The 20988-nt window shown below is 67.8% G+C and carries 14 protein-coding genes; 8 read left to right on the top strand and 6 right to left on the bottom strand.

The window, feature by feature from the left end:
* Window positions 1–55 precede the first annotated feature (55 nt).
* A complete protein-coding gene (locus VGV60_06590) occupies window positions 56–3220 on the bottom strand; it encodes a thrombospondin type 3 repeat-containing protein (GenBank protein HEV8700923.1) in 3165 nt (1054 codons plus the stop codon).
* Between the two features lie 113 nt (window positions 3221–3333).
* Between VGV60_06590 and VGV60_06595 the strand changes: the two genes are divergently transcribed.
* The 5 genes from VGV60_06595 to VGV60_06615 all read left to right on the top strand — a co-directional run bounded on the left by VGV60_06595 (window position 3334) and on the right by VGV60_06615 (window position 8713).
* Complete coding sequence (locus VGV60_06595) at window positions 3334–4038, top strand: DUF72 domain-containing protein (GenBank protein HEV8700924.1); 705 nt, start codon at window positions 3334–3336, stop codon at window positions 4036–4038.
* Window positions 4035–7493: a TM0106 family RecB-like putative nuclease gene (locus VGV60_06600; protein ID HEV8700925.1), complete on the top strand. Its 3459-nt coding sequence runs from the start codon at window positions 4035–4037 to the stop codon at window positions 7491–7493. The genes VGV60_06595 and VGV60_06600 overlap by 4 nt, the downstream gene beginning before the upstream one ends.
* Window positions 7493–8050 carry a PARP-type zinc finger-containing protein gene (locus VGV60_06605; protein HEV8700926.1) on the top strand — a complete coding sequence of 186 codons (558 nt, stop codon included), beginning with the start codon at window positions 7493–7495 and terminating at the stop codon, window positions 8048–8050. The genes VGV60_06600 and VGV60_06605 overlap by 1 nt, the downstream gene beginning before the upstream one ends.
* Window positions 8051–8070: 20 nt before the next feature.
* On the top strand, window positions 8071–8199 hold the full coding sequence (locus tag VGV60_06610; GenBank protein ID HEV8700927.1) for a hypothetical protein: 129 nt from the start codon (window positions 8071–8073) through the stop codon (window positions 8197–8199).
* A 73-nt stretch (window positions 8200–8272) separates the two neighbouring features.
* A complete protein-coding gene (locus tag VGV60_06615; protein HEV8700928.1) occupies window positions 8273–8713 on the top strand; it encodes a dihydrofolate reductase family protein in 441 nt (146 codons plus the stop codon).
* Between the two features lie 76 nt (window positions 8714–8789).
* Here VGV60_06615 and VGV60_06620 read toward each other — a convergent pair whose 3' ends face one another.
* Together VGV60_06620 and VGV60_06625 are read right to left on the bottom strand one after the other, a co-directional pair.
* Window positions 8790–8945: a hypothetical protein gene (locus VGV60_06620; GenBank protein HEV8700929.1), complete on the bottom strand. Its 156-nt coding sequence runs from the start codon at window positions 8943–8945 to the stop codon at window positions 8790–8792.
* Window positions 8946–9357: 412 nt separating this feature from the next.
* A complete protein-coding gene (locus tag VGV60_06625; protein ID HEV8700930.1) occupies window positions 9358–13359 on the bottom strand; it encodes a S8 family serine peptidase in 4002 nt (1333 codons plus the stop codon).
* A gap of 185 nt (window positions 13360–13544) precedes the next feature.
* Between VGV60_06625 and VGV60_06630 the strand changes: the two genes are divergently transcribed.
* Window positions 13545–16691: a CHAT domain-containing tetratricopeptide repeat protein gene (locus tag VGV60_06630; protein ID HEV8700931.1), complete on the top strand. Its 3147-nt coding sequence runs from the start codon at window positions 13545–13547 to the stop codon at window positions 16689–16691.
* A gap of 13 nt (window positions 16692–16704) precedes the next feature.
* Here VGV60_06630 and VGV60_06635 read toward each other — a convergent pair whose 3' ends face one another.
* Both VGV60_06635 and VGV60_06640 read right to left on the bottom strand, forming a co-directional pair.
* Window positions 16705–17535, bottom strand: coding sequence for a zf-HC2 domain-containing protein (locus VGV60_06635; protein HEV8700932.1), 831 nt, complete (start codon window positions 17533–17535; stop codon window positions 16705–16707).
* A 67-nt stretch (window positions 17536–17602) separates the two neighbouring features.
* Window positions 17603–18160, bottom strand: coding sequence for a sigma-70 family RNA polymerase sigma factor (locus tag VGV60_06640; GenBank protein HEV8700933.1), 558 nt, complete (start codon window positions 18158–18160; stop codon window positions 17603–17605).
* Window positions 18161–18292: 132 nt separating this feature from the next.
* Here VGV60_06640 and VGV60_06645 point away from each other — a divergent pair, with 132 nt between their 5' ends.
* A complete protein-coding gene (locus VGV60_06645; protein ID HEV8700934.1) occupies window positions 18293–19171 on the top strand; it encodes a hypothetical protein in 879 nt (292 codons plus the stop codon).
* Window positions 19172–19183: 12 nt separating this feature from the next.
* Here the strand turns inward: VGV60_06645 and VGV60_06650 are convergent, their stop codons facing one another.
* Window positions 19184–20071, bottom strand: a complete 888-nt coding sequence (locus tag VGV60_06650; GenBank protein HEV8700935.1) for a VOC family protein — start codon at window positions 20069–20071, stop codon at window positions 19184–19186.
* Between the two features lie 401 nt (window positions 20072–20472).
* Here VGV60_06650 and VGV60_06655 point away from each other — a divergent pair, with 401 nt between their 5' ends.
* A complete protein-coding gene (locus tag VGV60_06655) occupies window positions 20473–20985 on the top strand; it encodes a (2Fe-2S)-binding protein (GenBank protein ID HEV8700936.1) in 513 nt (170 codons plus the stop codon).
* The last annotated feature ends 3 nt before the right edge of the window (window positions 20986–20988 follow it).

A 20988-nucleotide genomic window follows, 5' to 3' on the forward strand; every position in this document is an offset into this window, starting at 1 on the left:
GCCATTCCTACAAGGAGTGGGGGGGGCCTTCTCCGCACACGCGGCTTCGCGAGCGTCAGGGTGTGCAGTCCTTCTCCGCCGGCCCGAAGGCCTCTATCCTCCCGTCCAGGTGGAGCATCTCGATGAACACATCGCGGCCGCTCTTGTGTTTCGGCACGAACGACAGGTAGAGATGCCCGTTCCCCGTGATGCATTCCTCGCACGGGATCACGCCGGTGTTCAACTGGATGCGATCCCCCTGGTTGTCGATGGTCACGACGTTGAAGCCTTCGAGATCTGTCTCGAAATTGGTCCTCCAGGTCACCGTTCCCGACCCTCTGCCGTAAGGGCTCGTGAAAGTGATGCACGCCGCGACGACCTTTTCGGTGCACTCGGTCACGCCCGGAAGAGTGGGGCAGGGGTCGCATGCGTCCCCCGCGCCATCCTGATCCGTATCGAGCTGATCGGGGTTCGCCACCAAGGGGCAGTTGTCGTGGAGATCGTCGACTCCGTCTCCGTCTGCGTCGACGACGCAGGAGGCCTCCACGCAGGTGCAGTAGAGACCGCCGGTCTTCAGCGCGGCGAGACCGGACCCGCCCCAGATCAGCACGCCGGAGCCGGTGAACACCGCCGAGTGGCTGGAGCGGGCTTCCGGCGCAAGCGCCGTGGTCGTCGGTTGCCAGGAGTCGGTGTCGGGGTCGTAGCGCCCCCCGGTGTTCGTCTTGAGAGGATTCTGCAGGACCCCGCCCCAGACGACCATCCCCGCGTTCGTCCATGAGGCCGTGTGACTGTATCGGGGAATCGGTGCTCCGACGGTCGAGGTCGGCTGCCATGTATCGGTGAGTGAATCGTACTGCCCACCCGTGCTCAGGGGAGGGAACCCAAGCGCGCCGTCTCCGGTGCCGCCCCAGACGATCATCCTGTCCCCCGTCCAGACGGCGGAGTGGAGGATCCGACTGGCCGGTGCGTTGACCGTGGAGGTCGCACTCCAGGTGTTCAGTACTGGGTCGTAGAGTCCCCCCGTATCCGTATACCCGGTAGAATTTGGATTGCCTCCCCAGACAATCATCTCCGTGCCGGTCCAGACCGCCGTGTGAAGGTATCGAGCGCTCGGAGCACCGGCGGTCGACATCGGCAACCAGACGTCGGTGTTAGGATCGTACTGGGCACCCGTGCTGACGGGGAACAGGCTGGCATCCTGGCCGCCCCAGATCATCATCCGCGATCCCGTCCAGACGGCCGAATGGTAGCCGCGGCCGATCGGAGCGCCCGTGGTGGACGTCGGGGCCCAGCTATCGGAGACCGGATCGTAACGACCGCCCAGATTGGATGCGAAGGTGGTACCCGAGATCCCGCCCCAGACGATCATTCGGCTTCCCGTCCAGACGCTCGTCGTCCCGCCGTAGGTCGGAGGGGCATTGGTGGTCGAAGTCGGCGTCCAGGCGTCGACGACCGGGTCGTATCGTCCGCCGGTTGTATCTCCCGACTGAACGCCGCCGTAGACGATCAGCAGACTGCCGGTCCAGACTGCCACGTGGCCGCTTCTCGCAGCCGGAACGAATCGCGCGGACGTCGGCGTCCACGAGTCGGCCGCCGGGTCGTACCTTCCTCCATCAACCGAATCCCCTCCCCACACGATCATCTGCTGTCCGGTCCAGACGGCGGCGTGATAGTTGCGCGGCGTGGGGGCGCTGGTGTTCGATGTGTCGGACCAGCTGTCGGCGATCGGATCGTATCGACCGCCGGTGCCCAGCCTGTTCGTCCCGTCCCAGCCGCCCCAGACCACCATCTGGCCACCGGTCCACACGGCGGTGTGCTGCGCCCGGCCCGCGGGCGCGCCGGAGATACTCATGAGAGTCCAAGTGTCACTCTGCGGATCGTAGCGTCCGCCCGTATCGGCGTACTGAAACGTGCTGGAATCGAATCCGCCCCAGACGATCATCTCGCTGCCGGTCCAGACGGCGCTGTGGAAGGACCGGCGCGGCGTCGGGGCGTTGAGGGTCGATGTCGGGGTCCAGGCATCGCTGACGGGGTCGTAGCGGCCACCGGTGTTGGTGCCGGCGCCGCCCCAAACGATCATGGAGGAGCCGGTCCAGACCGCGGTGTGCTCGCTCCGGATCGTCGGGGCGCCGATCATCGATGTGGGGGTCCACGTGTCGGTGCTCGGGTTGTAGCGCGCCCCGTTGTTGTAATACGTCGTGGTAATGTTCTGGCAGCTGAATCCGCTGAGGATCACCGAGTATCCGCCCCAGATGATCATCTCGCTGCCGGTCCAGACAGCCGTGTGGTCGTGCCGGCGGGACGGTGCGCCGAGGCCGGAGATCGGCGCCCAGGTGTCCGCGACCGGGTCGTACCGCGCGCCATCCCCCAGCTCGCAGGTAGGACAACCGCAGGTGCCTGTCGTCGCTCCTCCCCAGACGATCATCGCGCCGCCGGTCCAGACCGCCGTGTGCCCGGTGCGGGCGTGAGGCGCCCCCTGGGTCGTCGTCGGAAGCCAGATATCGGTCGTCGGGTCGTAGCGGGATCCTGTGGCCACACCCGACCCCCCGCCGCCGCCCCAGACGATCATCTGGCTGCCTGTCCAGACCGCCGCGGGGCGCGTCCGCGGGTCCGGCGTCGAGTTCGCCAGCGAGCCGTTGGCCCAGGAATCGTCCGAAAGACATGTCGTCCCGACGGAGTCGGGCTGCGGCATCGCGAGCGCGCACGATTCCGCCGTGGTGCCCACGGATCGATCATCGAGCTGATCGGCGACACCGCTCCACCACTCGTCCCAGCCTGGCTTCCTGTCGGCGCGCGCATCGCGGAAGCGTCGATCCTGCTCGTAGAGGCCCCGCGACAAACGCTCCACGAGCGTCGCGCGGGCCACCGTCTCCTGGAACAGCACAGGATTGGAGCCGAGCGCGGCGTAGATCTCGCCGAGGCGGCCGGGCAGCCGGCTGTCACGGGCGATGCGCTCCGCTTCGTCGTGCAGCATCTCCGCCGTCACGGGCGTGTTCCAGAACCTCTCGAGGGCGAGCGACAGCTTGAGAGTTCGTCTCACTTTGGACTCGAGCAGGACGTCGGGCACTGCCTCGGCGAAGGGGCGGCTCGCGCCGATCTGGTGCGAGTAGTAGACGCTCTCCACGATGCGTTGCGCGGCGAGGCGCTCGGCGAAGGTCAAATCGGCCCTGCGGGGGACGGCCGATACCGTTGACAGCGCGACGAGGATGGTCAGGCAGACCACGAGGCGGCGAGTCTTCATTCAAGGCCTCCCTTCGGATGGAGCGCGGTCTCGCCTTATCCTTTATATGTCCCGCCTCCGGGGACCTGTCAACCTGAAATGCAAGGCGAAAGGAGCGGCGGTATGCTATCCACGTGGAAATCCTCACAGGAACGAGCGGGTACTCCTACAAGGAGTGGGTCGGTCCCTTCTATCCGGAGAAGACGCCGGCGTCCGCCATGCTGCGCTTCTACGCCGAGCGCCTCCCCACCGTCGAGATCAACAACACCTTCTACCGGATGCCGGACCCGACTCTCCTCGAACGCTGGGCCCAGGAGGTGCCCAAGACGTTCGCCTTCACGCTCAAGGCGCCGCAGCGCATCACCCACATGAAGCGCCTGAAGGGGGTCGAATCCGACGTGGCCGAGTTCACCCGGCGCGCCGCCGTCCTCGGCGACCGGCTCGGCATGCTCCTCTTCCAGCTGCCGCCGTCCCTGAGGAAGGACCTTCCCCGCTTGCGCGATCTTCTCGGCGCGCTGCCGCCCGAGAGGCGAGTCGCGGTGGAGTTCCGTCACGATTCCTGGCAGGACGACGAGGTCTACGAGACACTGCGCGCGCGCGGCGCGGCACTCTGCGTCACCGACAACGACGAGGACGGCGCGTCTCCGTTCGTCTGCACCTCGGATTACGCGTACCTGCGCCTGAGGCGGACCCAGTACACCGAAGGCGACCTGCGCGCCTGGGCCGACCGCCTGAGGGCGCAGCCCCTGGCCCGCGCCTACGTCTATTTCAAGCACGAGGACGAAGCCCTCGCCCCGCGGTTCGCTCAACAGCTCGACGAGCTGTGGTCCGGGCGATGAGACAGGCCGGCGACTCTCTGCGGCTCAGCGCCACCGATCTGGCGAATCATCTCGCCTGCCATCACCTGAGCCAGCTCAACCTGGCGGCGGCCCGCGGTGAGCGGCGACCGCCGGACTGGTTCTCTCCCGACGCCGCGATCCTTCGCCAGCGCGGGGACGAGCACGAGCAGGCCTTCCTGCGCCACCTCGAAGGGCAGGGCCTGCGGATCGCCAGGCCGGCCGAGGCCGGGGCCCCGGCAGCCGACGGGTCCGACGAGGACAAGGCCTTCGAGCGGACGCTCTCGGCGATGCGCGAGGGGGCCGACGTGATCGTGCAGGCGACGCTCCTCGACGGGCGCTGGTTTGGACGGGCCGACGTGCTGCGCAAAGTGCCGCGCGCGAGCCGTCTCGGGGGCTGGTCCTACGAAGTCTGGGACACGAAGCTGGCCCTCGAGACCAAGGGGGGCTCGGTCCTCCAGATCTGCCTCTACTCGGACCTGCTCGAGATCATCCAGGGCGTGCGGCCGGAGAAGATGTACATCGTGCCGCCGCGCGACGACTTCAAGCCCGATGAGTATCGCGTCGACGACTTCATGGCCTATTACCGCCTGGTGCGCCGACGCCTCGAGGCCGCGGTCCGCCCGGCCCTGTCGATCTCGACCTACCCCGATCCTGTGCCCCACTGCGACATCTGCCGCTGGTGGCCGGTCTGCGACGCCCAGCGGCGCAAGGACGACCACCTGGGTTTCGTGGCCGGGATCAGCAGGCTGCAGACCCGCGAGCTCCAGGTGCGCCGTGTGACGACGCTCGAGGCGCTGGCCTCGGAGCCCCTGCCGCTCGCCTGGAAGCCGACCCGGGGGGCGGTCGAATCATACGCGCGGGTGCGCGAGCAGGCCCGCGTGCAGCGCGACGGGCGGAACGCCGGCCGGGCGCTGTACGAGCTCCTGCCGCTCCAGCCTGGACGGGGGCTCGAGCGGCTCCCCGCCCCCTCGCCGGGGGACGTCTTCTTCGACCTCGAAGGGGATCCCTTCGTCGGCCAGTCGGGGCGCGAGTACCTGTTCGGCTGGGCCGTCGAGGACCGCCCGGGAAACCCGGAGTACCGTTGTCTCTGGGCGCTCGATCCGGCCGCGGAGCGCCTGGCGTTCGAGACGTTCATCGACTTCGTCATGGAACGCTGGGCGCGGCATCCGGATCTCCACATCCACCACTTCGCGCCCTACGAGCCGGCGGCGATCAAGCGCCTGATGGGGCGCTACGCGACGCGCGAGAACGAGGTCGACCGGATGCTGCGCGCCGGGCTGTTCGTCGATCTCCACGCGGTCGTCAGGCAGGCGCTCCGGGCGAGCGTCGAGGAGTACTCGATCAAGAAGCTCGAGGCGCTCTACGGCTTCGAGCGCGCGGCCGCTCTCGACGACGCCGGCGTGAACCTGCGCATCGTACAGCGCGCCCTCGAGCTGGAAGAGCCGGACGCGGTCGGCGACGGCGTCCGGAAGGTCGTCGCCACCTACAACCGCGACGACTGCCTGTCCGCCCTGCGCCTGGACCGCTGGCTCGAGGAGGTGCGGGCCGGCCTGGAGGCGAAGGGGACGCCCATCCCGCGGCCCCCGATCGGCGAGGGCCTGCCGAGCGACGCGGTCGCCGACCGGGATCAAAAGGTCCGCGAGGTCATGGGCTCGCTCCTCGAAGGCGTGCCGCTCGAGCGTGCCGGGCGCTCCGACGAGCAGCAGGCGCGGTGGCTCCTGGCCTACATGCTCGAGTGGCACCGGCGCGAGGACAAGGCGACCTGGTGGGAGTTCTTCCGCCTGCGCGAGCTGTCCGACGAGGCCCTGCTCGACGAGAAGGCGGCGATCTCGGGGCTCGAGTACGTCGGGCGCGTCGTGGGCGAGGGTGGAGCGGCGAACCGGTACCGCTTCCCGCTGCAGGAGACCAGCATCCGCGAGGGGGACACCCTGAAGGTCCCGCTCCCGCACGATCAGGAGTTCGGCGAGGTCGTCGCGATCGACCTGGCGGCCCGGACCATCGACGTCAAGAAGCGCGGCGCCGCGGCCCACCTGCATCCGGCCAGCGTCTTTGCTCATGAATACGTCCGCACGCACGAGCAGGCCGCCTCCCTGCTCCGCCTCGGCCGGTGGATCCTCGAGAACGGCATCGACGCCACCGGCCCGCATCGCGCCGCGCGCGATCTCCTGCTGGGGCGCCCGCCGCGGATCGTCGGCCATGCGGGCGGTTCCCTGCGCCGCGCGGACGAGACCGGCATCGGCGCGGCGCGCCGGCTCGTCGCGAGGCTCGGGCACGGCACGCTCGCGATTCAGGGGCCTCCCGGGACCGGCAAGACGTACACGGGGGCCCGGATGATCTGCGATCTCGTGCGGGCCGGAAAGAAGGTCGGCGTCTGCGCCACGAGCCACAAGGTGATCCGCAACCTGCTCGACGAGGTCGTTCGGGCCGGGAAGGAGGCAGGCGTCTCGCCGCGCTGCTATCACAAGGTGCCGCAGATGACCCGTGGACCCGCCGGCGACATCGCCGAGGTCACCGACAACGCCCGCGCCCTGCGCGCCGTGAGCACGGGCGCAGCCCGGGCGCTCGGCGGGACCGCCTGGCTCTGGTCGCGCGAGGAGTTCTTCGAGACCGTGGACATCCTGTTCGTCGACGAGGCCGGCCAGATGTCCCTCGCCAACGTCCTGGCGATCGCCCAGTGCGCCGGCTCCCTGGTCCTGCTGGGCGATCCCCGCCAGCTCGACCAGCCGCTCCAGGGCACTCACCCCGAAGGAACCGACGTCTCCGCCCTCGAGCACCTGCTCCAGGGCAAGAAGACGATCTCCGAGGACCGCGGCCTCTTCCTCGAAGAGACCTGGCGCCTGCACCCCTCGATCTGCGCCCTCACGTCGGAGCTGTTCTACGACGGCCGCCTGAAGCCGCACGCGGGCCTCGAGCGCCAGTCCATCCTGGGCCCGGTGCCGATCGCCGGCGCCGGCCTCTGGTTCCTTCCCGTCGCGCACGACGGCAACCAGAGCTCGAGCCCCGAGGAGGTGACCGCCGTCGCCGCGCTCGTCGAGCGCCTGACCGCCCGCGACGTGCGCTGGCGGAAGCAGGACGGGACCGAGCATCCCCTGCGGCTCGAGGACATCCTGGTCATCGCCCCTTACAATGCCCAGGTCGCCGACCTGAGCGCCCGCCTGCCGCGGGACGCGCGGGTCGGCACCGTCGACCGGTTCCAGGGGCAGGAGGCGCCGGTGGTCATCTATTCCATGACGACGTCGACCCCCGCCGACGCCCCGCGCGGCATGGAGTTCCTCTACAGCCTCAACCGCTTCAACGTCGCCACGTCCCGCGCCCGCTGCGCCTGTGTCGTCGCCGGAAACCCGCGGTTGTTCGAGCCCGAGTGCAAGACTCCTAAGGAGATGCAGCTCGCCAACGCCTGCTGCCGCTATCTCGAGCTGGCGCAGGAGCTGAAGGGCGAGGAGGTCCGCCGCTGATGCCCCATCTCTTCGAGCCTGCCCCGACCGGTCGCGCCAAGTGCCGCGGCTGCGGACGGCCCATCGCAAAGGGGGAGCTGCGCTTCGGCGAGCGGATCCCGAACCCCTTCGCCGAGGGGGAGACCACGCTCTGGTTCCATCCCCTCTGCGCCGCCTACAAGCGACCGGAGGCGCTGCTCGACACCGTCCTTCAGTCGCCCGGAAGCGTGCCCGATCCTGAAGCGCTCGAGCGCGCGGCCCACAGTGTCTCGGCCCACCGCCGCCTCCCCCGCATCGACGGCGCCGAGCGCGCCCCGACCAGCCAGGCCAGGTGCCGCAACTGCCACGAGCCGATCCCCCGCGGCGCCTGGCGCATCCGCCTCGTGTTCTACGAGGAAGGCCGCTTCAATCCCGCCGGCTTCGTGCATCTCTCCTGCCGCGCGGCCTACTTCGAGGGGGCCGACATCCTGGCTCCCCTGCTTCACTTCAGCCCGGACCTGAGCGACGAGGACCGCGCGGAGCTGGCGCGCGCAGGCGGCGATGCGGCCGGCCCGCCCGCGCCGGGCCGTCAGCCCTGATGGAGGGCAGTCATTGACGGATGCTCAATCTGAATGGGAAGCGTTCTCTCGCTAAAGCGACGTTCAAGCAGTCGATCGCGAAGGACCCGACCGACGTCTGGAACACCGTCACCATGGCCGGATCGTGTCTTGGCGTGATGCCGGACTGACGCCTCCACCCGGCTTCGCCGAAACGGCTTCAGATTTCAGAGTCCCGCCCGAGTCATCGCCAACGGAGGAATCATGAGAAAGCTCAAGCTTCAGATGCAGATCACCGTGGACGGTTTTGTCGCGGGCCCGGAAGGGCAGCTGGACTGGATGACCTGGGACATGGACGAGAAGCTCGTGGGCTTCATCAACCATCTGACCGACACCAGCGACACCATCCTGCTCGGCCGGAAGATGACCGAGGGGTTCGTCAAGTACTGGGAGGGGGTGGTCGCCAAGCCGTCCAGCCCCGAGTATGCCTTCGGCCGGAAGATGGTCGACATGCCCAAGATCGTCTTCAGCAAGACGCTGACCCGTGTCGAGGGGCGTAACGTGCGTGTCGAGGGCGGCCCCCTGCCCCAGGCGGTCAGGCGGCTCAAGGAGCAGGCGGGCAAGGACATCGTCGTCTATGGCGGGGCGACCTTTCGTCTCCTCCCTGATCGTCTCGTTGGTCGTGTCGCGCCCGATTGTCGTTGACCGTCAGCACGGCTCGTCCTCGCAGGATTCGTTTCCGCCGCGCCGCCGGCGCCCGCGTTTCCCGCCAACGTCCAAGTCAACAACGACGCGCCCGATCGGCATCGAAGAGATTCCGCGCCAGCCGATCGACCAGCGCCGGCCGGGCGAGGCACTCCTGGATCCGGAAGGAGTCGTTACCCAGGGCGGCGCATACCTCCCTCAGGCGCTCCGAAATCATCGTCCGCCGTGCCATGCGCCCCATTTCCTGCAGCATGTCGGCGGTGACCCGGTTGTTCCAGAACCGATCCAGGGCCGGTCTTCTTCAGGTAATCGCGGACCTTCCTCTGGAGGAGATCGCGCGCCTCCTCGAATCGGCGCGTCTCGGCGATCTGGTGCGCAAAGTAGCGCGTTCGATCGCCCCCTGGGCTTCGATGCGATCGGCGATGGTGAGATCGCGAGCCGCGGCATCGGACGCCGCGAAGGACACGGCGCCCCACAGAGCGAAGGTCGATGCAGGCAGACGGCCATATCCCAACTCCATGGGTCGAAGGAGGCGGGCCCGGCGGGGCCCGAAGGTCGATGGGATCAAACTCCCTCACGATCCGCCCCGCGCAACCACAATTCGCCCTCTTTCGCCGGCGACGCCGCCCGGCCGCGGTTCCGGCTCAGGGCACGGTCTTGATGGCCAGCCTGTCGACCTTCAGCGTGTCGAGGCTGCTGCCCGAGTTGCTCGGATTGCTGTCGCGCACCTGGATGTAGATCCGTCCGCTCAGGGCCCCGGATCCGAACACCGGCTGCAGCACTTGATCCGAGCCGACCTGCGTGACCGTCGATCCCGGAATGGCCGGGCTGTAGGTCACGTTGTCGGTCGAATAATAGAAGAGGAAATCGTCGTCCCCTGCCGCCAGTTTCTGAGCCTCGATAGAGAGCTTGTGGGCGTAGCCGGCCGGCACGTTGTCGAAGATCCAGGTGTGAACGAGCCTGGACATGTTGCTGACCTTCGCCTCCTTCAGAGTCTGCCAGGCATCGTCCGAAACCTGGGTCAGGACGTACGACCCGGTCACGGTGCCGGTGCCGAGGATCTGCCCGGAGGTCGTCACGTCCGGAGGCGCCACCCGGCACGATTCGCGATCGTCCAGGTCCGCGAGCCCGTTGCAGTTGTTGTCCTTGCCGTCGGAGCAGTTGGCGTTGCCCGGCGGCCCTTCGGTCAGACCCGGGCTTTCCTGCCCGTCGGCATCGTCGCAGTCCACCACCGGGCAGTAGCGGTTGAAGCATCCCGAGCAGCTCGCCGTGTAGCCGTCGTGGTCCGCGTCGGCGCAATTCGTCAGGGAAGCCGGCGTCAGGAACAGGCGGTCGATGGAGACCGTGTCGGCCTGGTTGTCTCCGGCCTGGTCCTCGATCTTGATGCAGAGGAACGGGCTGCTGTTGGTCACCGTCCCCACCGAAGCGGTCTGCAGCGTGTCCAGGTCGGATCCGACCTTGCTGACGGACACCGGCGTGCTGGTGTAGGTCTCGGTCGTGCCGCAGGCGGCGCTGTTGGCATAGCCGATCGAGAAGACCTCCGACGTGTTGTTCTTGAATCCTTCGAAGTTCACGGTGTATTCCAGATTGTTCACGCCGGGGAAGGTGTAGATCACCTTCATCCGCTTGCTGCTCTTCGAGCCCCCCTCGGTCAGCGTCTGGTAGACGTTGTTGGGAGAGGAGGTCGCGTCGATGTTGCTCAACGGCCCGCTGACCAGTGTCTGCAGGAACGGGGCATAGGCCGTGGGGTTGACGGCGCAATCCAGATCGATGAGGCCGTCGCAGTCGTTGTCGATCTGATCGCGGCACGCCGGCAGGTTCGTGACGTCCTCCGGAGCCGGAATGGACGGGTTGAGGTCCTGGCAGTCCAGAGGGCAGGAGCCGAGGTCCTGGCAGTCGGGGTTGCAGAGCACGCCGTCGCCGTCCGCGTCGCAGTCGACGCAGTTCTTGATCCCGTCGCCATCGAGGTCGGGGAACCCTTCGTCCACGCTGCCGTCGCAGTCTTCGTCCTTCCCGTTGCACAGCTCGGCGGCGCCGTGGTGGATCGTCGGATCGAAGGGCGCGCAGTCGAGATCGTCCGGGTCGCCGTCGTCGTCGTCATCGTTGTCCTCGTCGGCGCAGTTGATCACCAGGGCGAAGGGTTGACGCATCGGGTTGGAGTCTCCGAAGCCGATGTGTGTGCCGGTGACCTCGACGTTCCAGGTGCCAAGCGTCAGGGGCCCGAGGACGATGACCCCTTCGACGTTGTTGCGAGCGTCCGGCTGGAGGTTCGGGTCGGTCTCCGGGTCGGCCACCGAATGAGCCAACCCGGGGCTGGCGGTCCGGGAAAAGACGTTGCCCCAATAGACCGTACCCTGGGGCGATCGGACGACCAGGTCGAGATTGTTGACCAGCGTCGGGGCCGTGAGCTGGGTGACGTCGGGGTTGCAATTGATTTCAAGGCCGGGCTCCGGGTCGGTCCAGACGAGCGTGGCCTCGAGCGGTCCGCACGTCGGCGTGACGTTGAACGCATAGCCCATCGTCACGTGGTCCGTCACGCCGACCCTCTCGTCGTGCACCTCCAGGAGCTGCGCCTCGCCCTGGAACTTGAGCGATTGATCCAGATTGATCCGTCCCCAGCCCTGCTGGTTGTTGGGGAAGAAGGTCTCGCCGTTCTCGTAGGCCCCCGCGCCGGTCATCTCCACCGCTCCGTTGATCAGGGTCGCCTTGACCAACGCGCCCGAGGGGGTCAGCACGCCGCCCGGGTAGTAGCCGCCCATGTAGTACTCCCGGACGAGGGCGGCGGCCCCCGCGGCCACGGGGGTGGCCATGCTGGTGCCGGTGAGCCGGCGGTAGCCTCCGCAATGATCGTGCTGCGGGAGGCAGGCCAGCAACGGACACGGATGCTGGGCGTCACAGGTGCCGCCGCTGACCTCGCAGCCGTCAATATTGCACGTCTCACGGCAGTCCTGGGAGGTGTCGCAGTCTCTGCCGATGATCTCGCACCTCCCGAATCTCGGGGGGTCACAGCCTGCGGCCGACCAGAGGGATCGTCCCGGCGCCATGACGTCCGGCTTGATCCGGCCGTCGCAGGTCGGTCCGCGCGAGCTGAAGTGGCGGGTTCCGGAGATCGGATCGGTCGCGAAGTCGTTCGCATCCTCCCCGTTTCCCGACGCACCGACGGTCAGGCTGTTCTTGGCGGAGGCCTGCGGTCCGATGGAGTAATCCGCGTCGAAGTAGCCGCGATTGCCGGCCGCGAAGAGCACGAGGAGATCCGGGTTGTCCCACATGGAGTCGTCGATCTCGCGGGATTTGGTCGTGTAGCTCGGATCCGTGAATGCGCCCCAGCTGTTGGTGTGGATGAAGGAGGCCGGCGCGGGCGGCGTCACGGGAAGGCAAGCCGGCTCGCCGAGGTCCTGCGTCCGCAGGCTCGGGTCCACGGCCGTGAGGAAAAGATCATGAAGGTCGCTGGGAGGGTGGATCCCGATGCTGAATCGCGACAGATCCTGGACCTGGAGCTGCGCCCGGTAGGCGATTCCGTCATGAGGGCCGGGGGTTTCGATCGGATCCGATTCCATGATCCCGTTGCCGTCGAACACACCCCAGGTCGCATCGTCGCCGGCCGCCGTGCCCGCGACGTGCGTGCCATGCTGGATCGGCTCCGGAGTATCGGGCGGAGCATTAGGGTCGTCCGGGTCGGGATTCTCGTGACAGTCCCCCCCCGCGTCCCCCGGCACGTAATAGGCCGTCACCTTGCGATGGCCCGCGCCGGGTGGCTCGTGGGTGCCATCCCCGAGAAAATCGACGAAGGCGTCGTGGTCCCAGTCGATCCCGGAGTCGCCGACCGTGATCGTCTGGCCGAGGCCAGAGAGCCCGCGCAGGTGCTCGGTCCTCTGCTTGGTCGGGATATCGTTGCTCTGTACGACCCAGGCCGCCCGGTCGTTCGCGAAAGAGACGGGCAGTTCCCGCTCGATCCAGATCACCCCCGCTTGTTGCGCCAGGCGATGGAGCAGGCCGCGGGGCACCTTGCCCCCCACCGTGCCACCCTCGTGCCGGGGCTCGGTCACCTCGGTGGCGTCATTGCCCTTCAGGAATCTGGCGACGTCCTGCGCCTTGCCCCGCCCCAGGACGCGCAGACGCACCGGCAGAACCAGCGTCGAGTCCACCTTCTCCGGTCGTTTTCCGACCGCGCGGTCTTCGGGACTCTGGACCTCCTCGGACATCCTGTTGATCACCTGATCGAACTCGACCGCCAGATTAGGCGAGAGCTTGAACGCCGGCTCCAGGAGCCCGGCCCAGCGGACCGAGGCGAGCTCCCTGGCGTCGTCGACCTGGAGCGCGTTCGCCTCCACGAGATAGGCATCGACGGGGATGTACCCGAGCACGCGGATGCCCAGGCCTTCCAGTTCCTGCCTCATCGAGCCTGTGATCGACGTCTTGAACTGGACGATGTAGGCGATCCGCTCCTGCGGCGACGGCGGCGCGTAACGCAGCCCCGCCGGCAGGTCGGGCAGGCCGATCAGAGGATCGAAGCGGTAGGTGTTGACGTAGATGAGCTTGGACGACTGGCTCGCGCGTGAGGCCTTTGGCGTCTTCGCCCCTGTTTCGAAGGACGGGAGCAGCAGCGCTGCGGCGATGATCAGCATCGGCGCGATACGTGTTCGCATCGTCGACCTCCCCCTTGCGGACCGTCTCGTTGATGGACTGGCGGTTGTCACGAATCCTTCTGATCCTTCGGTTTCGCCTCGTCCTGGTTCCGGAAAATATTTGCCGAGATCCTCGCGAAGCCTGCGGCCTTGTTCAGGCGAGCGTTGTACTATTGTCCTGATCTCACACAACGGTGGAGTCGAGATTGCATCCACGCGGGCTGGTCGTCGCATTCCTGCTGCCGGCGCTCACCCTGACCGCCGGCCTGTCTCGAGGCGCGGAGGACGACTCCCTCGAGACGATGCGACGGCTGGTGGCCGACGGCGCCTACGCGCAGGGCGAGACGCTGGCGCGCCGGTACATCGAGCAGGAGCAGCAGGCCGGACGCGGAGAGACGACGAACGTCGCGGAAGCGATGCTGGTGATGGTCGAGGCTCTCTGGAGAGGCGGCAAGGAGCGGGCCCCCGGAACGCGCGAGGCGGCCGAGCGCAGCGTCGAGCTCTGCCGCAGGATCTACGGCGTGGAGCACCCGAAATACGCCACGAGTCTCACCGCCCTCGCCATCGTGCTCAGGCGAAACGACGACGTGGAAGGAGCCAAGGCTCTTTCGTACCGCGTCCTGGCGCTCCGGGAGAAGATCTTCGGTCCCCGCAGCATCGAGGTCGCGCAGACGCTCAGCAATCTGGCCGCTCCGGAAGGCATGTCGGGGAACTTCTCCGCGGCTAAGGCGGCGCTGGAGCGCGCCTCCTCCATCTGCGAGGAGCTGGGTGCGCGGGACGAATTCTTCAGCAATGTGCTCTACAACCTCGGGTTCCTGAACGAGCAGCTCGGAGATTACGCGACCTCCACGGAGGATTTCGAGCGATCTCTCGAGATCCGCAGGCAGATCCTGCCCCCCGGCCATCCCTCGATCGCCGTCGCGCTGTTCGGCCTCGGGATGGCGCTCACCCGCCTGGGCGAGTTCGACGCGGCGCGCGCCTCCTGCGAGCAGGCGCTGGCGATGCAGGAGAAGACCCTGGGGCCGGATCACCCCGAGTTCGCCGAAAGCCTCGACCGGCTGGCAGTCGTCCTGGCGAGCACGGGACGCCCCGCGGACGCGCGTCCTCTCCAGGAGCGGGCGCTGGCGATCCTGGAACGGGCCCTCGGAAGCGACCACAGTCGAGTCTCGCAGGTGCGCGGCGATCTGGCCTCCCTGCTCGCCGGCATGGGAGAGGGCGCGGAAGCGAAGCGGCTCATGGAGATCACCGTCGCGAACCAGGAGCGCGTGCTCGGTCCCGACCACGCCGACCTGGGACGGAGTCTGAACCGGCTCGCCGATGTGGAATTGCAGCTCGGCGATCTCGCCGCCGCGCAGCGGCACCTGGCTCGCGCCCGGGCCATCCTCGAAGCGATCTATGGCAAGGCACACCCGGACGTGGCCACGAGCCTCGACGGGCTCGCCCGCCTGCGTCGCCTGCAGGGAGAGTACGCGCCCGCGGAGAGCCTGTTCCTGCAGGCCCTCGACATCCGGCGCTCCAGGCTCGGAGCCTCGCATCCTCTGATGGCCGAGGATCTGAGCGGGCTGGCCAGGGTCCAATGGGCCCAGGGCAAAGCCCAAACCGCCTTCGAGAATTCGCTCCAGGCCGAGGCGATCCTGCGATCCCAGTTCGGCCGCGCCCTCGGCGGCCTGTCAGAGCGGGAGGCTCTGGACTACGAGAAGGTGCGCAGCTCGGGCCTCGATACGGTGCTGTCGATCCTGGCTTCGAAGCGGGCCCGCGATCTGCCGGACAACGCGGTCGAGCGCGCGTGGATGGCCGTGGTTCGATCCCGCGCCCTGGTGCTGGACCGAATGGCGAGCATGCATCGGACGGCGGGGGGACAGGACGATCCCGTGGTGGCCGCTCTGCTGCGCGATCTCGTGGCGGCGACGCACCGGCTCGCCGCGCTCGTCGTGCGAGGTCCCGATCCCGCTCGTCCGGACCGTTATCTCCCGGAGCTGACGCGGGCCGGCGAGGAGAAGGAGGATCTCGAGAGGCGGCTCGCGGACAAGAACGCGTCGTTCAGGAGGCGCCTGGAGCAGGGCGATGCGACGTTCGCAGCGCTCAAACGATCGCTTCCGCGGACGACGGCGCTCGTCGCCTACGTGCTGTACAAGCGGAGCGAACCGGGCAAGAACCCGCCCGCGGCCGTGCCGGCTTACCTGGCCTTCATCCTCGGGCCCAGAATCGAGCATCCGCTTTCCATCCCCATCGGCGGCGCCGCGGAGATCGATCGGCTCGTCGAGGATTGGAGACAGGTATCGACTTCGCCCTCCGCTTCCCTGGCGCTGGACAGGGAACGGCATGAAAGGGAATTGCGGGAGATCGGCGGTCGTCTGCGCTCGCGCCTGTGGGGCCCCGTGGCCAGGGCCCTGCAAGACTGCGCTCAGGTCCTCGTCGTGCCCGACGGGGCCGTCAACCTTCTCAATCTCGCGACCCTCCCGGCCGGCCCGGATCGGTTTCTCGTCGACGACGGCCCGCGATTTCACTACCTCTCGGCGGAGCGCGATCTGCCGGACCTCGGACAGGCGCAATCGGCCCGCGGGAGCGGCATCCTCCTGGTCGGAGGCCCGGACTTCGACAGGGGGCACGAGACGCCTGCGCCGACCGGAGTCGTCCGCTACCGGGGCGGCGCCGCGTCCTGCAGCGACTTCGGGACCATGCGATTCGATCCTCTGCCCGCTTCGATCAAGGAGGTCGACGAGATCCGGTCGCTGCTCGCGGCAGAAGCGTCGGGCTCCAATCCGGCCATGTCGGACGTGATCGCGCTGACGGCCGCCGAAGCCAGCGAAGCGGCGGTCAAGAGCGTCGCACCCGGACACCGCATATTGCATCTCGCGACTCACGGCTTTTTCGTGGACGATCGGTGCCCTTCTTCCCTGCGCTCCGGCTCCGCCGTGGACGGGCCGCTCCTGCTCTCAGGCCTGGCGCTGGCCGGAGCCAACCGCCGACGAGAGGCATCTCCCGAATCCGAAGACGGCATTCTGACCTCCGAGGAGATCGCGGCCCTCGACCTCGGGGGGGTCGACTGGGTCGTCCTGTCGGCGTGCGAGAGCGGCATCGGGCGTATCCAGAGCGGAGAAGGAGTGCTCGGGCTCCGACGCGCCTTTCAGGTCGCCGGAGTCAGGACGCTCATCACCAGCCTCTGGAAAGTCGAGGACGACGTCACCAAGGAGTGGATGCGGCATCTGTACGAGCGGCGGCTGGGCGGCCTGTCGACCTCCGAGGCCGTGCGCGACGCCAGCGTCGCAGTCCTGAACGCCCGGCGCGCGAAAGGGCTGAGCACGGACCCCTTCTTCTGGGGCGCGTTTGTCGCTGCAGGAGACTGGCGGTGACCGATGCCTTGATCTATCTGGGTTCCGTCAGGACAAGGGCGGAGCGATAGGACGATTCCTCGGGGCTTTCGGCCGGCGCGAGCCTGAATTCGTACCGACCGGGCGTCAACGAAGCGTTGGGCACGAGCAGCGTCACGAGCTCCGCGCCCTCCCCCAGGTGCCTGCGCACGTCGGCCGCGCTCATGATCCTGGACCACACCGCTCCCGCGCCCTCCCGTCGAATCTCATATCGAAACAGCCTCTCGGGCGGCGCGCTGTCCGGGATGGACGCCGGGCAGGCGACGACCAGGAACGTCCGGCCCGGATCGAGCGCATACGTCACCGACGTCTCCTCCCCCCTGAGAGCGCGCGGCAGGACGAGGAGGGGCCCGGCCGACGCTTCCGCAGGGCCAGGCGGGGTCTCCAACGACGGTCGAGATGGCCCCGGCGCTCTCCCCGCGCCGATCCATGCCGAGAGCCCGGCGCCGACCGCGAGCCCGGCCGCCGTGGCGAGAGCGATCGAGGCCCAGCGCGTAAGCGGGGCGGTCGTGTCCGCCTGCCTCCTCCACGCTCCGACGTGGAGCGAGCAGGATGCGCAGACATCGAGGTGACGCGCCACGCCTTCCATTCCGGAAGCCTTGCCTGCCCGGGCGTACCGCCGGAGAGTCGATTCCGAGGGATGCGGCTCGAACAGGGCCTCTCCCCCCTCGCGCAACGCCCTCGCGAGCGGCATGAAGGTCTCGAGCATCTCCCGACAATCCTGACAGCCGCCGAGATGCTCTTCGACCCTCCGGCCGGCGTCCGGTTCGAGCCGTGAAGCGGCGTAGGCCGCAAGCTCGAGCTGGATCTCCTCATGACTGCTCATGCTTCTCGCCTCTCGCTCTATATTCGGGCCGCCTCCGGTCCAGTTCCCTTTCGCGGCGACGCCCACGTCATGGGCGTCCCCGATGCCGCTTTCGTAGCGGGCTCGAGAGAATGCTCCGATGCGCGCCCTCCAGGCACCGGAAGAGGCGGGACTTGACCGTCCCGACCGGCACACCAAGCCCCTGCGCTATTTCCTCATAACTGCGCGCCTCGAAAAAATAGAGGCGGAACAGCTCGCGGCAGTCCTCCGAAGCGGAGTCCAGCACCAGGCGCGCGAGCTGGCGGTCGATCACCGCCGCCTCCGGGTTGACTGCGGTTTCATCCGCCGCTGCGCCGGGGTTCGCGGATGGCCGCTGCTGCGCCCTCCGGTCGAGACTCTGCAGGCACACGAAGCGCGCGACCCCCTGCACGTAGACCCGGAAATCGCGGGCCGCGTCGAACCGCTCGAGTCGAAGACTCTCCACCACGCGCGCCAGACTCTCCTGCATCAGGTCGGACCATTCTCCCCGAAGGGACCAGAAGCGCGACGACGTCAGCGTGGCCGCTATCCACCGGATCGCCTGCTCCAGCGCCTCGGGGTCGTTCTTCAACAGTCGTCCGGCGAGGCTTTGATCGGGGTAGGGCACGTGGCGGCTCCCGCTTCAGGCGCGAGTATCGGCGATCAAGCCTTTCTCAGGCAATCGAAGAAGGGGCCCCGATAGATGCCAGGAGCGGCGGCACCTGCTATCATGGTTCCATTGTTGGCGTGAGGGAACTCCATGATGGCCGAACGGCGCCTTCCCCACCCCTGGCCCGCCCTCATGATCCTTGTCTGCGCCGCGCTCCTTGCGTCTCCGACCGCCGCGGCCAACTGGAAGTTTCGCGCCTACGAACATGCCCGGATCGAAGTGAACGGGAATGCGCAGACGGACGGTAGGCTTCTGGCGACCGATGCTCCCGGCATCTATCTCGTGGAGCTTCCCTTCGATTCGAAGTACGTCCTGGTCGACGTTCGGTCGCGATCGGCGATCCTCCTGATGCGGAGCGAGGTGAAGCGGGTCAAGAGCGAAGATCGGGGCAACGTCATCCTGATCGACCAGCGCTCGGCGCTCGCCACGCCGTCGTACGCGCTCCGCTCGGAAGGGCGGGCTTTCGATTTCCAGACCGACATCTCCTCCGTGCACGTGGATCTGACGGACCCGAAATCCGAGACGGAGGGTGGCGGTGCGGCGAAGACGGAGGTGGCGCCGGCCAAGCCGGTCCCTGAAACGCCGGCATCCCCGAGCCCGGGGATCGCGACGGAGCCTCCGGGCTCAGGGACACCGCCGGTCGCCGACAGTGCCGCGGCGCGCGCCTGCGTGCGACTCGAAACGATCCCGTCGGCGCTCACACCCGGCTGCACGAAGTCGGTCTACGTCCGGAACACGTGCGACAGACCGGTCGTCGCGGTGGTTGGCCAGACCCAGCGTCTGATGAGCGGCCCGCTTTCCGACAGGGTCTCCGTCCCGGTTCCCCCACGAGGGGAAACCTGGGTCGCCTGCGCCTGGTGGAGCGGCGCCATGGCTCCGGCCACGCACGATCTGATCGGCACCGGATTCGTGGAGCCTCCCCCGCACCATGGACACGGCGGCCACCGCCGCGACGGGAAAGGTCCCTGAGCAGTTGCCCTCTCAGTTCCCCCGGAACGCCTTCTCCAGGGCCGCGAGGTCGAATTTCTTCATCTTGAGGAACGCTTCGGTCACGCGGGCCATGGCCTTCTTGTCCTTGGACCTCATCATGTCGTCCATGGCGTTCGGGACGATCTGCCAGGAGACGCCGAACTTGTCCTTCAGCCAGCCGCACTGCTCCGCCTTGGGATGGGCGGAGAGTTTGCCCCAGTAGTAGTCCATCTCCTTCTGGGTCTCGCAGTGCACCATGAACGAGATCGCTTCGTTGAAGGTGAAGGGGTGGGGACGGGCGCTGTCCATGGCGGCGAACTCCCCCCCTTCGAGCGTGAAGGCGGCGTGCTTGATCGTCCCCTCCCGGTCGGGCCCGTCCCCCTTGGCGTGGCGGAGGATGTCCCCCACCCGGGCGTCGTGGAAGACCGACATGTAGAACTGGATGGCTTCCTCGGCCTTGCCGCAGACGCCCCCGACGAACATGAGGGTGGGCGTGATCTTCTGCCTGATCGGCCGGTCCCCCATGAACATGATCTGCCACGACAGCCCGTACCTGTCATGCAGCCAGCCGTACCGCTCGCTGAACGGGTAGCGGCCCAGCTCCATCAGCACCGAGCCCCCCTTCTCGAGCGACTTCCACAGCTCGTCGGCCTCCCCCGTGGTGCGGCAGGCGACGTGAAACGACACGGCGGGAGTGAACTTGAACAGCGGCCCCGCCGACAGGAGGGTGAACTCCTGGCCCGCGAGATCGACCGTGACGATGTCCACGGCGCCCGAAGGAGTGCCCTCGAGCGTCGTCGTGTCCTTGACCTTGGAATTCTTGAACAGCGAGGTGTAGAGCTTGCCGGCTTCCCTGGCTTCCTTGTCGAACCACAGATGGGTCGTGATCCTCGGCTTCATGGTCGTGTGTCCCTCCTCATTCACGATACCCGTTCGCGCGCGCATCGACCACCGTCCCCGGATGGCGACCGGATCGCGGCGAGCCCTCGAAGCGGGGAAGGGCCGGCTTGATATCCACGACCGGCGGCCGCGCCTAGTGCAGCCAGGTGATGATGACGGTGTCGTCGCCCACCTCGAGCCCCTCGAGGCAGGATGCCGCGGCGGGGCCCGCTTCGAGCCAGACGTCAGGCGCGCCTGCTGGGCGGAGAGCGGCGCGCAGGCCCGCTGAGCCGCCCGGTCGACCCGGGCGATCTCGGCGAAGACAACGCCAGGTCGGGCCGGGTCCGGTCGAATCTCTTGTCTCCCGCGAAATCCCGTGCTAGTCTCCATTCTCATCCGGGGAGCGCCCTGCCAGCGCCCCGATGCGGCAGCATGGGTCGGAGCCGACCCCGAGCCTTCGTAGAACCGGACCCCTCGTGCCCATCAAGCTGACCGTGAACGGCAAGGCCACAACCGTCGACGCGCCGGCGGACATGCCGCTTCTGTGGGTCCTGCGCGACATCCTCGATCTGAAAGGCACGAAGTACGGGTGCGGCATGTCGGTCTGCGGCATGTGCACGGTGCACGTCGACGGCGAAGCGACGCGCTCGTGCGTCACGACTGTCGCGAGCGTCGAGGGGAAGCGGATCACGACGATCGAGGGTCTGTCGCGCGACGGGTCGCATCCGCTGCAGAAGGCCTGGATGGATCTGGACGTGGCCCAGTGCGGCTACTGCCAGGCCGGCCAGATCATGTCGGCCGCGGCCCTGCTGTCCAAGACAAAGAAGCCTTCGGATGCGCAGATCCACGAGGCGATGGACGGGACCCTCTGCCGCTGCGGGACCTACATGCGCATCCGCGAGGCGATTCGCAAGGCGGCCTCCGCCAAGGGTTGAGTC

This window comes from Candidatus Polarisedimenticolia bacterium (assembly GCA_036001465.1).
In the GTDB taxonomy this organism is placed as follows: Bacteria; Acidobacteriota; Polarisedimenticolia; order Gp22-AA2; family Gp22-AA2; genus Gp22-AA3.

Bases quoted from the DNA above. Each gene is read 5' to 3' on its own strand.
- VGV60_06590 (HEV8700923.1), bottom strand. From the start codon at position 3,220: ATGAAGACTCGCCGCCTCGTGGTCTGCCTGACCATCCTCGTCGCGCTG.
- VGV60_06600 (HEV8700925.1), top strand. From the start codon at position 4,035: ATGAGACAGGCCGGCGACTCTCTGCGGCTCAGCGCCACCGATCTGGCG.
- VGV60_06605 (HEV8700926.1), top strand. From the start codon at position 7,493: ATGCCCCATCTCTTCGAGCCTGCCCCGACCGGTCGCGCCAAGTGCCGC.
- VGV60_06610 (HEV8700927.1), top strand. From the start codon at position 8,071: ATGCTCAATCTGAATGGGAAGCGTTCTCTCGCTAAAGCGACGTTCAAG.
- VGV60_06615 (HEV8700928.1), top strand. From the start codon at position 8,273: ATGAGAAAGCTCAAGCTTCAGATGCAGATCACCGTGGACGGTTTTGTC.
- VGV60_06620 (HEV8700929.1), bottom strand. From the start codon at position 8,945: ATGGCACGGCGGACGATGATTTCGGAGCGCCTGAGGGAGGTATGCGCC.
- VGV60_06625 (HEV8700930.1), bottom strand. From the start codon at position 13,359: ATGCGAACACGTATCGCGCCGATGCTGATCATCGCCGCAGCGCTGCTG.
- VGV60_06635 (HEV8700932.1), bottom strand. From the start codon at position 17,535: ATGAGCAGTCATGAGGAGATCCAGCTCGAGCTTGCGGCCTACGCCGCT.
- VGV60_06645 (HEV8700934.1), top strand. From the start codon at position 18,293: ATGATGGCCGAACGGCGCCTTCCCCACCCCTGGCCCGCCCTCATGATC.
- VGV60_06650 (HEV8700935.1), bottom strand. From the start codon at position 20,071: ATGAAGCCGAGGATCACGACCCATCTGTGGTTCGACAAGGAAGCCAGG.
- VGV60_06655 (HEV8700936.1), top strand. From the start codon at position 20,473: ATGCGGCAGCATGGGTCGGAGCCGACCCCGAGCCTTCGTAGAACCGGA.